This is a genomic window from Kribbella catacumbae DSM 19601 (assembly GCF_000372465.1).
Lineage (GTDB): Bacteria > Actinomycetota > Actinomycetes > Propionibacteriales > Kribbellaceae > Kribbella > Kribbella catacumbae.
In genome coordinates this window covers 1-14,280 of sequence record NZ_AQUZ01000065.1, presented here as the reverse complement: position 1 = coordinate 14,280, position 14,280 = coordinate 1, and the positions used below count along the sequence as shown (strand labels likewise).

The window sequence follows — 14,280 nt, the reverse complement described above, 5'->3', positions numbered from 1 at the left end:
CGATGGGCCGCCGGCTTGCGTTGCTGATCGCCACCTACGAGTACGAGGACACCGGGCTCAGGAGACTGACCACCCCGGCGCACGATGCGGAAGCACTCGCGACCGTGCTCGAGGATCCTGAGATCGCGGGCTTCGAAGTACGCACTCTCGTCAATGCGCCGACGCATGAGGTCGGTGAGGCGATCGCGGAGTTCTACGGTGAGAGCCGGCGCGACGATCTCACGCTGCTCTACTTCACCGGTCATGGGCTCAAGGACGACAACGGGCGGCTGCATCTGGCCATGTCCAACACGAAGCGGGATCGCCTGAGGTTCACAGCGTTGTCGGCGCAGCTCGTCGACGAGGCCATGGCCGACAGCCTGTCCCGCCAGAAGATCCTCATCCTGGACTGCTGCTACAGCGGCTCGTACGAAACCCAGCAGTTCGCCAAATCGGACTCTGCCGTCCACACGTTGGAGAAGCTCGGCGGCCGCGGGCGAACGGTTCTGACCGCATCGGACTCGACCCAGTACGCGTTCGAGGGCAGCACGATTCACGGGGAGGCGGCGCAGTCGGTCTTCACCCGTCACCTGGTCGACGGGCTGCGAGACGGTACTGCGGACCTGGACGGTGATGGCGACATCACCGTCGACGAGCTCTACAACTTTGTCTACGACCGGGTCACCGCCGAGCAGCCGAACCAGCGGCCGAAGAAGCTGGATCAGGTCGAGGGCCGGACGATCATCGCAGCCAACGTCAACTGGACTTTGCCGAGACATCTGGCCGAGGCTGTCGTCAGTCCGTTGCCTGGGGCAAGAGAAGCAGCGGTGGGACAGCTCGCTCAGCTGCGATGGTCCGGCAACGACCTTGTCCGCCGTACTGCGAACAGCCGCCTCGAGCAACTCCTCGAAGACGATAGCCGAGCCGTGTCCGCAGCAGCCCGCGCTGCTCTCGACGCGCCGGCGCCTCCGCTGCCGATCGCCACGCCGAGTCCGCGACCAACCAGGCAGCGAACGTGGGCTGAGCCGACGAACGTCACCATCGGCGCGGTGCTGGGCGAGTCGGTCAGCCGCTGGGTGAGCCGTGGGATGAGCCTCATCCCGGCAACTGTCCCTTGGCCGATCTCCATTCTCAGCTTGGTGGCCGCGCTGGCGCTGGTGGGAGCGGTGGTGGCCGGATTCGCAGAGAACAACTGGAGCACCCGGATCGCCTGGTACCTCGTTGCCGCAGCCGTCGTGCTCTGCGCGTCTGTTGTTCTTCAGCGGCGCCTTGGCGTCGCATTGGCCGCCGGAACCGCAGCGTTCGGAGTACTGGGCGCACTGCTTCTGGTTGGGTTGTCGTGGCATCAGCTCTGGATCGTTCAAGGGGCTGAGCTGCGGTCGCTACCGATCGTTGCGAGCTTTGCAGGGGTCGGGCACGCTGCATGGATCGGTGCGGGCATGGCGAGTCTGTGGCAGCTCCGTCGCGCCGGCGAGCTGCGGGTCGACGTACGACGGTTGCGCGGTCGCAGGGTCTGGCTGGTGATCGCGCTGGGCGGAATCGGTGCGCTGGCTCAGCTGGTGATTCAGTACTCCGTGAGCTACGAGTCGCGCCTGGACTTCCAGTGGCGGCGCTTCTATCCGGTCGCGCTCACCATCATCTCCACCGAGCTCGCGATCGCCGGACCGCTGATCGCGGTTCTGATGAAGCAGGGACGTGCGTTTCTGGGTGGTTGGGTGCTGGCGGGCGTTGCGGGTCTGATCGGGATCTACCGCGACGTCGCGGGATTCGGATTGCCGACGATGGCGGTCGTCGTACTGTTCGCCGCGTGGGTGTCGCTCGGGGTCCTGGCCGTCGTCGGATGGCGCGATGAGGTGGCTGTCGAGCGCGATGAAGCGGCTGTCGAGTCCGTGAAGAAGCCGGCGCGCCGGTGGTTGGCCGGGATCGGTGCGGGTTTCGCGCTTCCCGTGGTACTGAGTGGTGCGGTGATCGTCGTGGATCCGCAAGGTCCATTGACGCCGGTCGTGATCGCACTGACGGTCGGACCGAACAACGACGTCCTCTATGCGGCCGACTCCGGCAACGACGAGATCCTCAGGATCAACACCAACTCTCAGCACACTGAAGGCGAAGCCCTCAAGGTCGGCAAGGACCCGCTCGGGCTGGTGCTCGCTCCTGACGGACGTCGGTTGTACGTTGCCAACACCCGGTCCAACTCGGTGTCGGTGATCGATGTCGACAACTGGAAGGTCCTCGGCGCACCGATACCGGTCGGGCCTGAACCGATTGATCTGGCACTGAGTCCGGAAACCAAGCGATTGTTCGTGCTCAGTTCGAAGGCGGCGACGATCACGGTCGTCGACACGGAGAAGCTGGCGACGGTCGGAGGTCCTGTCAGCAGTGGTGACACGCCGTCTTCCCTGATCGTGGGACAGGGCGGCAAGCGCCTTTACGTAGCGAGTCGCGAATCGTCGACCGTTGCCGTGCTCGACGCGGAGACGATGCGGCCGGCGCGGTCGCCATACAAGATCACCGGGCAACCGATCGACCTGAGCATCACGCGGGACAACTACCTGTATGTGCTGTCGGCGGGTTCGTACTCCGTCGTCAACACGAACGTCGAGAGTCCCCGGCCGGCGCCTGTGCCGCTGTCCGGAGGGTCGAGGGATGCAGCACTGACTGACGATGGCAGCCGGTACGTCGTACTGAGTGCGCGGTCTGACGGGCAGCGCTTCACGGACATGATCACCGTCATCGATACCAAGGCGCGTGAGGTGATCGGAACGGCTGAGAGCGACGGTGGCGTGGCGATAAGGGTCGAGGTCAGCCATGACAACCAGCGCATCTACGCAGGGGGTTACAACTACGAGCACGACGTGCTGATCGTGGACGCCACGATCCCGAAGGTCATCGGCGGGATCCAGGTCGAGAGGTAGCTGGGCAGATGCCAGAGCGGGGCACCTTGGTGAGGTGCCCCGCTCTCTTGGGTCGATCAGGCGTTGCGCAGTCCGGCGAAGAAGGTGCGGAGGTCTTCGGTGACGTCGGTGGGGCGTTCCAGGCTGGCGAAGTGGCCGCCGTCCTTGAAGTTGCTCCAGTGGACGATGTTCGTGTTGTCGCGTTCGGCCAGCGGGCGGATGGTTTTGAAGTCGTCGGCGAAGACGGCTACGCCGGTGGGGGCGGAGTTGATGGCCGGCTCGGTGCCCGCGTGGGCTTCTTCATAGTGGTAGCGACCGGCTGCGGCGCTGGTGTTGGTGAACCAGTAGAGGGAGACCTCGGTCAGGATCTGGTCGCGGCTGACGAGGCTGGTGCCGTTGCCGAAATTGTTGAAGAGCTCGTTCCAGGCGAGCTGACCGACCGGGGAGTCGGAGATGCCGACGGCAACGGTCTGCGGGCGGGTGGAGTTGATGGCGTTGTAGCCGCCGACCGACTGGAACCACTCGAGGTGCTGGAGGGCCGCGTAGTCCTCGGGGGTGAACTTCTCGAACTCGCTCGGATCACCGCTCGGGAAGGAGAAGAGCTGGAGAACGTGCAGGCCGAGGAAGCCCTCCGGGTTCAGCAGGCCGAGCTCGCGGGAGATCATCGCGCCGCCGTCGCTGCCGTGCGACCCGTACTCCGAGTAGCCGAGGCGGCGCATCAGGGCGTCGAAGGTCTTGGCCACCCGGGCCATCGTCCAGCCGCGGTCGACGAGCGGAGTACTGAAGCCGAAGCCCGGGATGGACGGGACGACAACGGAGAACGCGTCCTCGGCCTTGCCGCCGTGGGCGACCGGGTCGGTGAGCGGGCCGATCATGTCGAGGAAGTCGACGAACGAGCCCGGGTAGGTGTGGATCAGCAGCAGCGGAGTCGCGTCGGCCTCGGCGGACGGTACGTGGATGAAGTGCACGGTCTGGCCGTCGATGTCGGTCAGGTAGTGCGGGAACTCGTTCATCCGCGCCTCCTGCTCGCGCCAGTCGAACCCGTTCTGCCAGTGCTCGACCATTTCGCTCAGGTAGTGGTTCGGAGTACCGAGGTCCCAGTTGTCGCCGGGCGCGGCCTCGGGGAGGCGGGTGCGGGCGAGCCGGGTGTTCAGGTCGTCCAGGTCGGCCTGGGCGATCTCGACGCGGAAGGAGCGGATCTCTGCGGGGGAGCTGCCGTTGTTGTTCATGGCTTTACCGTAGAAGCCATATAGGAACGTTAGATTCCCAATTGAAGTACTATTTTTCGCATGCGTGAAACTTCGTCGCGGTTGCTGTCGCTGCTGGCCCTGATGCAGTCGCGGCCGGCCTGGCCGGGGTCCGAGCTGGCGGAGCGGTTGGGGGTCAGTACGCGGACGATTCGCAACGACATCGATCGGTTGCGCGAGCTCGGCTATCCAGTGGATGCGACTCGGGGTGCGGCTGGGTACTACCAGTTGGGGGTGGGGGCGAAGCTGCCGCCGCTGTTGCTGGACGACGAGGAAGCGGTTGCTGTCGCCGTCGGGCTGCGGACGGGCGCCGGCGTGAGTGGGATGGAGGAGAGCAGTGCTCGCGCTTTGGCCAAGCTCGAGCAGGTGCTGCCGCATCGGCTTCGGCGGCAGGTGAACGCGATCCACACGACGCTGTCGAAGGGGCCGGACAACACCGGGTCCAACGTGCCGGATCCTGAGGTCGATCCGGCGGTGGTGACGACGATCGCGGCGGCCATCCGGGATGAGCATTACCTGCGGTTCGACTACGCAGTACCGGAGAGCGCTCCCTCGTTGCCGATTCTGGTGGAGCCGTATCGGTTGGTGAGTTGGCAGCGGTACTGGTATCTGGTGGCGCGCGATGAGGCCGGCGAGTGGCACACCTATCGCGTCGACTGGATGGACCTGCGGATGGCGACCGGGCGCCGGTACAAGCCGCGGCCGATGCCGGAGGACGACTACATGGACTTCGTACTGCGGGACGTCGCGACTACCGGGTGGAAGGTGCATGCGCGGATCACTGTCTTCGCGTCGGCCGAGGAGGTGTTGTCGCGGATCCACGCGGCGGTGGGAATCGTCGAGCCGGTGGACGACGAGACGTGCGTGCTGATCACGGGCGCGGAGAGCTTGGAGGTGGTGGCCGTGTATATCGGGATGCTGGGTATCGACTTCCAGGTCACTGCACCGCAGGGTCTGGTGGAGCATCTCAAGGTGATCGGAGAGCGGTATCGCCGGGCGATCGAGCAGTAGGAGAGGCAATGGGTAAGTGACGAGAGCCGAGGTCGGTGGGGGAGTTGAAAGGCTCGGGGGTTGCCGCCGTTGGAGGACTGCACGGAGGAGCAGGCGGCGATGCCTAAGCTCGCGCACGCGAACTTGATCGCCAACCGCGGGTGGTTGGGGGAGGCTGGCGGCGGAATACCAGGTGCGCGAGCAGCCGATGGCGTTGACGCGGGTGGCGGACATCGTGATCTGGACGGAGCTGCGGAGCCAGCTCCCAAGACGGGAGGTCAGGCGGGCGGCCAGCACTGTCAAACCTGGCTCGCAAGCGCTTTCCCCCGGCGTGTCGGGGCGTTGGTGGCGGGTTTGATAGTGGTGGCGGTCCGCGACCGGCCCGCATCTTGCGCACGGCGGGCGTCTTCAGTGGTTGGCGTGGCGCGCCGCCTGACGGCTGGCGCACTGTAGGCGGCTAGTGGTCAAAGTCGAGGTCAGTCGCGCGTTGGACCGGGGGTGAGGGAGGACTTGTTCGGTAGGTGGCCTTCGCAAACCGCTTGATCAACCGGCTTTGGGGTTGGCCGTCAAACAGATGCGCTCCGAGCGGCCGACGGGGAGCGGTCGTCGAAGGACTGTCGAGTTAGGCGTTGCCGAGGCCGGCGTTGCGGGCTTGGATTATGGCGGTGGCTCGGTCGGCTACGGCGAGTTTGGTGAAGATGGTGGAGACGTTGTTGGCCACGGTCTTGGAGGCGAGGCTGAGGCGGGTGCCGATGGCGGTGTTGGAGAGGCCGGCGGCTAAGAGGTCGAGGATTTCGCGCTCGCGGGTGGTGAGGTCCGGGAACGGTTCTGCTGCTGGCGCAGGGGGTGTGGCGAAGAAGGAGAGTACGCGGCGCGCGACGCCGGGGCCGAAGATTGCTTCGCCGGCGGCGACGGCACGGATGGCTCGGGCGATCTCGTCCTGTTCGGCGCCCTTGACCAGGTAGCCGCGGGCGCCGGCGCGCATGGCGGCGAAGACCGAGTCGTCGTCGTCGAACATCGTCAGGACCAGTACTGCGACCTCTGGGGCGGAGCGCGCTAGTTCGCGGGTTGCGGCGAAGCCGTCGAGGTCGGGCATCTGCAGGTCGAGAACTGCGACGTCGGGGCGGGTCGTCACTACCTCGCGGATGGCTTCGCGGCCGGTTGCGGCGACGCCGACTACTTCGATGCCGGGGAGGGATGAGAGCAGCGCGGCGAGACCGGCGCGCACCACTGGGTGGTCGTCTGCCAGCACAACGCGCACTGCGCTGTGGTCACCTGTGTCCGCCGCCGAAGGCGCAGGCGGGGGTGAAAGGGAAGACGTGGGCGCGGGCGAAGGCGAAGGAGGTTGCCTGAGTGCAGGCGGAGGTGTGGAGGAAGACGCGGACGAAGCCGGGCGTCGCGGCCAAGGGGAGGGTGCGGGGACAGGTGGCGATAGAGGTGACGGGGCGGGCGAAGGCCTCGGGCCAGGTGGTGATGGGGGTGACGGCGCAGGCGAGGGCGACGGCCTGGGGCCAGGTGGGGATGGAGGCGACGGCGCGGGTGCAGGTGGCGACGGCCTAGGTGAGGGCGTGGAGTCGGCGGTGGTCATGAGTTCACCATAGGAAAGCTCGCGTGGACTCGGCCGCCGGTGGGCGATGGGCCGGCTTCGAAGTGGCCGCCTAGTTCGGCGGCGCGCTCGCGCATGGCCTGCAGGCCGACGCCGGGCTTCCAGGCGCCGTTCGGTGGGCCGTCGTCGGTCACCTCGACCTCCAGTTCCGAGCCGCAGCGCAACGTCAGTACTGCGGCCGTCGCCCGCGAGTGCCGGACGACATTGGTCAGCGCCTCAGTCGCGATCCGGTACGCCGCAACCTCCAGCGCCGCCGGCAACGCGGGCAACCCCTCCGCCGACACCTGCACCGAAACGGACGCCCCGTCCGCACGCCAAGACAGCTGATCCGCCCGCTGGCGCAACGCACCCACCAACCCGAGTTCGTCCAGCGCAGGCGGACGAAGGTCATCCACCAACCGCCGTACATCCGAGATCGCCGCCCGCGTATCCGTCCGCAACGTCCCCAACAGCTCCGACGCCCGCTCAGCATCGGCCGAGACCAGATTTGCCGCAGCATCAGCCGTGAACGCGATCCCAGTCAGCGTTGGACCCAGCCCATCATGCAGATCCCGCCGCAACCGCCGCCGCTCCTCCTCGCGCGCCGCGACCAACCTCTCCCGCGACGCCTGCAGCTCCGACGACAACGAGGTCGCGTGCACAGCAACAGCGAGCGGTACTGCGACCAGCGCGAGCACGTTCCGGTCGGTCTGCGACAACCCGGACTCACCCGACCGCAACCCGACCAGCAGCGAGCCGACCGTAGTACCGCCGTACGAGAGCTCCATCGGTACTACGTCGCCCGCGACCCCGGCGGATGCCACGAGCGTCCCATCGGCCGCGACCGCGACGTACGGGAGACGCAAAGCGGAACGCACCGCCTCGACAACGCCGGACATGCCGCCGGCCACCCCTGACGACAACTCTTCACCGACGAGGGAGGCAACGCGAGCCGGGTCGCGGCGATCGCCGTACATGGCTCGATCGACCAACCGTTGCAGGCGTGGAAGTACGGGCGCGATCAGCAGCGCGACGAGCACAGTCACGGTGGCGGAGCGGCCGAAGCGGGATGAGATGAAGGAGTCGGTGATGGCGACCAGCGTTGCGTAGGCGCCGATGGCAACGATTGAGAGCAAGGCCCAGGTGAGTGCGCGGGAGACGACCAGCCGGATGTCGAGCAGTTGATGGCGAAGAATCGCGACCGCGACAGAGATCGGGATGAGAGGAATCGCGAGCAGAACCAGGATCGGCGTACCGGTCACGAAGGCCCACGGCGTCATGAAGGCGATCACCAGAATGGTTGCCAGCAGCAACCACAAGAGTTGCCGCCGGCCCGTTTCAGAAGCCCGTCGATAGCGGATGACGAGACAGGCGATGGCCAGGCCGTAGGCGAGCAGGCCGCGGAGCTCGGTTGCCGTCCACAACGGTTGCAGGTCGTCGTACGAGGCGAACTGGGGGTAGCCCGCCGGACCACCGTCGAAGAGTGGTTCCGAGCCGCCACCCATCTCGAGGGCGAACAGCGGCGCCGTGACGACGATGCCGATGGCAACGGGCCGCCAGCGCGGCGACAACAGCCTGCCGGTAGGGAACAGCAACAGCGCCAGCGGCAGGAACAAGCCGATCGACCACGGCCAGGACCACATGATGATTGTTGCGAGCACGCGCTGTGCTTCGAGCGGCGCCGCGTTGTCATGCAGCAGTTGCGCCAGCGGCGCGCCGAAGGCGGTGGTCGCATGACCGATGCCGTCGGCAATGAAGAGCCACCCGATCGGATTTGAAGGCCGATGCCAGGCGATCACCGCGCCGCAGGTCGCGAAGGTGAGCCCCATCAGCCCGTTGGTGATCAGGAAGCTGTCCAGTGCGGCGTCGAAGGACCAGCCGACCACCACCGCGAGAACCACCCCGGCCACAACCTCGACCACCGCGAGCCCACCCAGCCCGCCCGCCAGCACCCGGCGGTGGGTTGTGCGCTCGCTGCCGTCCGTCATGAGAATCAGTGTGCGCCCTGAGGCGTCCCGGCGTCCCGGGAACGGGTTCCCGCGGGTGCCGGGCGATCTCCTGCTGGTCAGTGACCCGCACCTCAGGCGTCGGGACCAGCCCGGGCCTGATCGTGAGGGAACGGCCCGACCGGGCCGCAGTACAGGGGAGGTTGGACGATGTCTCGAACATTTCGCGCCGGGCTGATCGTGCTCGGACTGCTGTCGCTGGGTGATCTGGCCGCGCCGCTGCTGACCGATGGCGAGCACCCGCCGATGGAGGTTGCGCTGATCGGATCCGCGCTCGGGCTGGCCAGCCTGGTGCTCGTGGGGTTCGCCTGGCGCGGCGCCCGGCGGGCCGTCGTACCGTTGATCGTTCTGCGGGTGCTGTCGGCGCTGAGCGCAGTACCGGCCTTCTTCGCGGGTGATGTGCCCGCGGCCGCCGTGATCGCCGCGGCGCTCGCCGTCGGACTGACCGCGCTGGGTACGGCGCTCCTGCTGGTGCCCGCTCGCGAGTTGGCAGGTGCGCGATGACCACCGCAACAGCCGGTACTACGACCGTGGCCGACACCCGCGGTATCAGCCGTTGGACCGCCGCGATCCTGTTGCCAATCGGCCCGGCCGCGGTCGCAGTACTGCGGTACGTGCTGCCCTACGACACGGTCGACGACATCTCGACGATGTCCGCGAAGGCGATCGCGGAGCCGGGGCGCGCATCGGCGGTGCTGTGGTTCGGGCTCGTCGCAGTACTGACCTTGGTGCCGGCCGCGTTTGCTGCCGGCAAGCTGACTCGGCGGCGGGCGCCCAAGCTGACCCTGGTCGCGCTCGCGCTGCTGGTTCCCGGCTATCTGTCGCTCGGCTGGCTGGGCGGGGCGGATCAGCTCCTCTGGGCTGGCGCAGACGCCGGGCTGGATGCCAACGCACTCACGCGGATCGCCGAGGCGGTCCATCCGACCGGCGAGCTCGCCGCCGTGATCTTCGTCCTGGGACACGTCTTGGGCACGATCCTGCTCGGTGTCGCGCTGTGGCGGTCGCAGGTGGTCGCGCGGTGGGCGGCGGTCGCGGTGATCGTGTCGCAGCCGATTCATTTCGTTGCCGCGGTCATCATTCCCAACCACACGCTCGACCTGATCGGGTGGGGGTTGCAGGCTGTCGGATTCGCCGCGGTGGGGTGGGCGATCCTCAAGCTACGCAACGACGAATGGGACCTGCCGTCGTTGCCCTAGACACCTTGTTGTTTGAGGAAGGCGACGGTTCTGGCCATTGAGGTCGGCCAGGCTCCGGCGAAGGCGTGTTCTTCGCCGGGGTAGGTGTGGAGGGTGGCTTGTTTGCCGGCTTTCTTCAACGCTGTAAGGGTTTGCTGGGCCCAGATCGGTGGGCAGGTGGAGTCGGCCAAGCCCTGCTGGATCAGTAGCGGTTCGGTGATCCGGTCGAAGAAGTTGACGGCCGACAGGTTGCGCCAGAAGGCTGGGTTCTTGGCCGGGTCTCCGTGGGCGCGGATGACGGCCGCTGCGATCTCGGGCTCCGGGCGGGTCCAGCGGTTGAAGTTGTCGACGGCGTTGGAGCTGACCGCCGCGTAGACCACCGCGGCCTTGACGAGACCTGGTTGCGCGACGAGCACGTTGTAGGTGATGCCGCCGCCCATCGACCGGCCGAACAACCCGACGCGCTGCGGGTCGACGTACGGGGAAGCCTTCAGGGCGAGGACCGCGTTGATGACGTCTTCGGTGTAGCCGAGGCGCACGTTGACCTCGGACTGTGGGTCCTTCGACGACTGCGCGTGATTGCGATAGTCGGTGTGCAGTACGACGTACCCGCGGCGGGCGAGGTAGTCCTGCTCGCGCATCAGGCCACGACCGTTGGTGTAGACGGCTGGGTCGATGTAGCCGTGGTTGAGGACGAGGGCGGGGTGGCGTCCGGGGGTGAGCGGGACGTTGAGGATGCCGGAGATCGTGAGTTTGCCGCTGGCGTAGGTGACGTAGTACCGGGTGTAGGCGTCGGTGCGGGCCAGGACGCGGCCGGGACGGAGGTCGCGGCCGTCGTACTTCTTCGCCATCAGCGCCTGGAGGGACACGGGGTCGGCGGGAGTGGACGGGGTGCTGCTGCTCGGCGGCGCACTCGAGGGGGCCGGGGCGGTGGGCGCTGTGGACGGCGGAGGGCTCGGAGTGGGGTCGGCCGTCGGAGTCGACGAGCAGGCGACGGCCGCCGAGAGGACCAGAGCGACGAATCCCAGCCGGCGCAGCTTCATATCCCAATAGTGCAATCCAGTACCAAGACCCTCGACGTACGGCGTATGCAGGTTGTAGGCTCGTGCAATAATTGCATGAGCATGGAGTTGATGATGGCTGAGAGATTTCTGTTTCTGCTCGGGAGTAGCCGGGCGAACGGCAACACCGAAGCGCTGGCGCGGTCGGCGGCTGCTGGGCTGGCTCCCGACGTCGAGCAGACGTGGTTGCGGTTGGCGGAGTTGCCGTTGGCACCGTTCCGTGATCTGCGGCACGAGGGTTCTGGGGTCTATCCGGAGCCGGTGGGGAACGAGCGGGAACTGCTCGACGCAACCCTGGCGGCGACGGATCTGGTGATCGCGAGTCCGCTGTACTGGTACAGCGTGTCCACGAGCGTGAAGCTGTACCTGGACTACTGGTCGGCGTGGATGCGCGTTCCTGGCGTGGACTTCCGGGAGCGGATGCGTGGCAAGACGATGTGGGCGGTGACGGCGCACACCGCGGACGATGTGGTCGACGTGGATCCGCTGCTCGGCACGCTTCGGTTGAGTGCCGGCTACCTCGGCATGAGCTGGGGTGGCGAGCTGCTTGGCTACGGCAGCCGCCCGGGTGAGGTTGACTCCGGGGAGGCGCAAAGATTGTTTGCTGCCAGGGCGCCGCTACTGGCGATGGACTGAGAGACCGCTCTCTCCGGGTGCGTGCTCGGGCCGGAGTACGAGATCTTCGCCGTTGATGCCGCGCGGACCGAGGGGCTCTGGCGGCGAACCGGTCGTGACAATCACCTGGGCGCGTTTGCCGGCGAGTTGGCCATCGCCGTAGCGGAGGGTCCGGCTGGGATCCGCCGGATCCACACCTGGGCGCACGGGCAGGGGTTGACTATGGCTGGGGCGAGGGGGAGATTCGGGCTAGCGGAATTGTCAGGGGGAGGTCTGGCAGCCGTCCGGGGGAACACATGCTCACTGGGGGAACTCACGCATCGCGTTCGCAGGGGTGGCTAGCCGGTCTGGTCGGCGTTGTCTCGAACCGCGCGCCGGTCGAAACATCGGGAAAGCCCGCAGGACCGTGGAGGAGTCATGGGTGAGTACACGATCGAGGACCTGAAGGCACGGACCAGAGGCCCTGTCTTCACGGACGCGGACGAGGGCTACGACGAGGCGCGCAAGGTCTACAACGCGATGCACGACAAGCACCCGCGGGCCGTCTTGCGCTGTGAGAACACCGGTGACGTGATGGCAGCCGTCGCCTTCGCGGCCGCGAATGACCTGGACCTGGCGGTCCGTGGCGGCTCCCACAGCGTGCCGGGCTTCGGTACCTGTGACGACGGCGTGGTCATCGACCTGAGCACACTACGCAACGTCCGAGTCGACCCAGTCACCCGTACTGCGCGCGCCGGCGGCGGCGCGACGTGGGGCGACTTCAATGCGGCGACTCACGCCTTCGGGCTGGCGACCACTGGCGGCATCATCTCGACAACCGGTGTCGGCGGGCTGACGCTCGGCGGCGGTATCGGCTACCTGGCGCGCGGGCTCGGACTGTCCTGCGACAACCTGATCTCCGCAGACGTAGTAACCGCCGACGGCCGGTTCCTGACGGCTAGCGAGAAGGAACACGAGGATCTCTTCTGGGCCCTCAGAGGTGGCGGCGGCAACTTCGGCGTGGTTACTGCGCTTGAGTTCCGGCTGGAGCCAGTGGACACCGTCTACGGCGGGCCGATGCTGTTCGAGATGTCCGACGGAGCCGCAGTGCTCGCTGGATTCCGGGACCTGATCAAGGATGCTCCAGAGCAGCTAGGCGGGTTCCCGGCGTTCCAGTTGGCGCCACCGCTGCCGTTCATCCCCGAGGATCGTCACGGTGACTGTTTCACGCTGATAGTGGCTTGCTGGGCAGGTAATCCGGAGAAAGGCGAGCAGGAGGTCAACAAGTTCCGTCAGTTCGCCCCTGTGGTCGCAGAGATGGTGGGGCAGATGCCGTACCCCGCACTGAACAGTGCGTTCGATGCACTCGTGCCGCCAGGCCTGCAGCACTACTGGAAGGCCAACTTCGTCACCGAGCTCACAGACGACGCTATCCAGGCTCACCTGCAGCATGCACCGGGTCTACCGGCTGTGAACTCGACAGTGCACATCTATCCGATCGACGGCGCCTGCCACCGAGTACCGGCCGATGCGACCGCTTTCGCCTACAGGGAAGCCAACTTCGCGACAGTGATCGCGGGGATGTGGCCGGACCCGGCGCAGAACGACGCGGGTATCGACTGGGTACGCGGGTACTACGACGCGGTGTCGCCGCACTCCGAGGCCGGCGGCTACATCAACTTCATGGCCGGCGACGACCAGCACCGGATCGCTGACAACTACAAGGGCAACTACGAGCGACTAGTGGACGTGAAACGCAAGTACGACCCCAACAACCTGTTCCACCTCAACCAGAACATCGCTCCCTAGCCCAGAGCATTGCGTGGGCGTTGCCGACCCGGGTGAAGCCCGCGCCGGGGAAGGCGGCTGCGTAGATCTCCTCGAACTGCTGGCGGCTCAAGTACCGGTCACTGACCCGGTGGTCGAGCCATTCGCCAGTGGAGAGCTTGAAGATCTCCCAGGCCTCGGCGCGCCCGCGCAGTACCAGGTTGTGGGCCAGTTTGCGGAGTTGGCCGCCGTACAGCCACCAGCGCGGGTTGGCTGGGCGCGGGGACACAGTGTCCACGAGCACAGCCTGCCCGCCCGGTGCCACCAGGCTCTTGATGTGGCTGAGGGCTACGGGCAGGTCGGGGACGTGGTGGAGGGTTGCGGAGCTAACGATGAAGTCGTAGCTGCCCTCGACGTCGAGGATCCCCGCCTCCAGGTAGCAGATGTTGGAGCGGGGTCGCTTGCGCCGGGCCAGCCGGATCATCGCCGCGGACAGGTCGACCGCGTCCACCTTCTCAAAGCGGTCAGCCAGCCGTACTGCGTGCCGGCCGGCGCCGCAGCCTAGGTCGAGCGCCCGGCCGAGCTGTGGTCCGGCAGGGATCACTGACGGCAGCCAGTCGCCGACAGCATCGTTGCTCAGTTCACCTAGTCGGTCGTACTGCGCCGCCAGCCGGTCGAACGACTGCGCCTCTTCCCGGGACGTCATGACCCTGGGACGGAGGTTGTCCCGGTCTTCGTGGAACTTGAGGTGGCGGTCCCCCACCTGAGGCCTGCCTGGTGGTAGGTCTCGGGTGAACGACCAAGAACACCCGAAGGAAGGGGACCGCCATGAAGACCGTACCTACTCTGCACGCGGCCGCGCAGGCCGACACCATGAATTTCTCCGATCTGCCTGACGAGGTGTGTGTCGCGCTGGCCGATGTCGCCGGCGCGGCCCGTGAGGGCCTGCTGGCGATGAGTGTGGCCGCTGGGCTGGCGGTGA

12 protein-coding genes and 1 pseudogene are annotated in these 14,280 nt (G+C 66.8%); 8 read left to right on the top strand and 5 right to left on the bottom strand.

Annotated elements, in window-relative coordinates:
* Window positions 1–2 precede the first annotated feature (2 nt).
* Window positions 3–2,894: a caspase, EACC1-associated type gene (locus A3ES_RS51930; protein ID WP_020392312.1), complete on the top strand. Its 2,892-nt coding sequence runs from the start codon at window positions 3–5 to the stop codon at window positions 2,892–2,894.
* Window positions 2,895–2,950: 56 nt separating this feature from the next.
* Here A3ES_RS51930 and A3ES_RS0139210 read toward each other — a convergent pair whose 3' ends face one another.
* Entirely contained in the window at window positions 2,951–4,102 is a 1,152-nt protein-coding gene (locus A3ES_RS0139210; RefSeq protein WP_020392311.1) for an epoxide hydrolase family protein, read from the bottom strand.
* A 60-nt stretch (window positions 4,103–4,162) separates the two neighbouring features.
* Between A3ES_RS0139210 and A3ES_RS0139205 the strand changes: the two genes are divergently transcribed.
* A complete protein-coding gene (locus tag A3ES_RS0139205) occupies window positions 4,163–5,131 on the top strand; it encodes a helix-turn-helix transcriptional regulator (protein ID WP_020392310.1) in 969 nt (322 codons plus the stop codon).
* 601 nt (window positions 5,132–5,732) lie between these two features.
* Here the strand turns inward: A3ES_RS0139205 and A3ES_RS0139200 are convergent.
* The gene (locus A3ES_RS0139200; RefSeq protein WP_020392309.1) at window positions 5,733–6,362 is read right to left on the bottom strand and encodes a response regulator; all 630 of its coding nucleotides are present in this window, start codon (window positions 6,360–6,362) and stop codon (window positions 5,733–5,735) included.
* 101 nt (window positions 6,363–6,463) lie between these two features.
* Between A3ES_RS0139200 and A3ES_RS53610 the strand changes: the two genes are divergently transcribed.
* Complete coding sequence (locus A3ES_RS53610) at window positions 6,464–6,670, top strand: hypothetical protein (protein ID WP_020392308.1); 207 nt, start codon at window positions 6,464–6,466, stop codon at window positions 6,668–6,670.
* A 24-nt stretch (window positions 6,671–6,694) separates the two neighbouring features.
* Here the strand turns inward: A3ES_RS53610 and A3ES_RS0139190 are convergent, their stop codons facing one another.
* On the bottom strand, window positions 6,695–8,683 hold the full coding sequence (locus A3ES_RS0139190) for a sensor histidine kinase (protein WP_020392307.1): 1,989 nt from the start codon (window positions 8,681–8,683) through the stop codon (window positions 6,695–6,697).
* A 168-nt stretch (window positions 8,684–8,851) separates the two neighbouring features.
* Here A3ES_RS0139190 and A3ES_RS0139185 point away from each other — a divergent pair, with 168 nt between their 5' ends.
* Window positions 8,852–9,205: a hypothetical protein gene (locus tag A3ES_RS0139185; protein WP_020392306.1), complete on the top strand. Its 354-nt coding sequence runs from the start codon at window positions 8,852–8,854 to the stop codon at window positions 9,203–9,205.
* Window positions 9,202–9,897 (top strand): DUF4386 family protein, encoded by a 696-nt coding sequence (locus tag A3ES_RS0139180; RefSeq protein WP_020392305.1) that lies wholly within the window; start codon window positions 9,202–9,204, stop codon window positions 9,895–9,897. The genes A3ES_RS0139185 and A3ES_RS0139180 overlap by 4 nt, the downstream gene beginning before the upstream one ends.
* Here the strand turns inward: A3ES_RS0139180 and A3ES_RS0139175 are convergent.
* A complete protein-coding gene (locus A3ES_RS0139175; protein ID WP_020392304.1) occupies window positions 9,894–10,919 on the bottom strand; it encodes an alpha/beta hydrolase family protein in 1,026 nt (341 codons plus the stop codon). The genes A3ES_RS0139180 and A3ES_RS0139175 overlap by 4 nt on opposite strands.
* A 93-nt stretch (window positions 10,920–11,012) precedes the next feature.
* Here A3ES_RS0139175 and A3ES_RS0139170 point away from each other — a divergent pair, with 93 nt between their 5' ends.
* Together A3ES_RS0139170 and A3ES_RS0139160 are read left to right on the top strand one after the other, a co-directional pair.
* Window positions 11,013–11,573 (top strand): flavodoxin family protein, encoded by a 561-nt coding sequence (locus A3ES_RS0139170; protein ID WP_026163608.1) that lies wholly within the window; start codon window positions 11,013–11,015, stop codon window positions 11,571–11,573.
* 396 nt (window positions 11,574–11,969) lie between these two features.
* Entirely contained in the window at window positions 11,970–13,340 is a 1,371-nt protein-coding gene (locus A3ES_RS0139160) for an FAD-binding oxidoreductase (RefSeq protein WP_020392301.1), read from the top strand.
* On the opposite strand, the gene A3ES_RS0139155 is transcribed toward A3ES_RS0139160, so the two are convergent.
* Entirely contained in the window at window positions 13,318–14,004 is a 687-nt protein-coding gene (locus A3ES_RS0139155) for a class I SAM-dependent methyltransferase (protein WP_051084910.1), read from the bottom strand. The two genes, A3ES_RS0139160 and A3ES_RS0139155, sit on opposite strands and share 23 nt — an antisense overlap.
* 122 nt (window positions 14,005–14,126) lie before the next feature.
* Here A3ES_RS0139155 and A3ES_RS54635 point away from each other — a divergent pair.
* Window positions 14,127–14,280, top strand: a pseudogene (locus A3ES_RS54635) (IS256 family transposase); the annotation flags it as partial.

Coding starts and splice junctions, on each gene's coding strand:
- A3ES_RS0139160 (WP_020392301.1), top strand. CDS start 11,970: ATGGGTGAGTACACGATCGAGGACCTGAAGGCACGGACCAGAGGCCCT.
- A3ES_RS0139185 (WP_020392306.1), top strand. CDS start 8,852: ATGTCTCGAACATTTCGCGCCGGGCTGATCGTGCTCGGACTGCTGTCG.
- A3ES_RS0139205 (WP_020392310.1), top strand. CDS start 4,163: ATGCGTGAAACTTCGTCGCGGTTGCTGTCGCTGCTGGCCCTGATGCAG.
- A3ES_RS0139170 (WP_026163608.1), top strand. CDS start 11,013: ATGGCTGAGAGATTTCTGTTTCTGCTCGGGAGTAGCCGGGCGAACGGC.
- A3ES_RS0139175 (WP_020392304.1), bottom strand. CDS start 10,919: ATGAAGCTGCGCCGGCTGGGATTCGTCGCTCTGGTCCTCTCGGCGGCC.
- A3ES_RS51930 (WP_020392312.1), top strand. CDS start 3: ATGGGCCGCCGGCTTGCGTTGCTGATCGCCACCTACGAGTACGAGGAC.
- A3ES_RS0139210 (WP_020392311.1), bottom strand. CDS start 4,102: ATGAACAACAACGGCAGCTCCCCCGCAGAGATCCGCTCCTTCCGCGTC.
- A3ES_RS0139155 (WP_051084910.1), bottom strand. CDS start 14,004: ATGACGTCCCGGGAAGAGGCGCAGTCGTTCGACCGGCTGGCGGCGCAG.
- A3ES_RS0139190 (WP_020392307.1), bottom strand. CDS start 8,683: ATGACGGACGGCAGCGAGCGCACAACCCACCGCCGGGTGCTGGCGGGC.
- A3ES_RS0139180 (WP_020392305.1), top strand. CDS start 9,202: ATGACCACCGCAACAGCCGGTACTACGACCGTGGCCGACACCCGCGGT.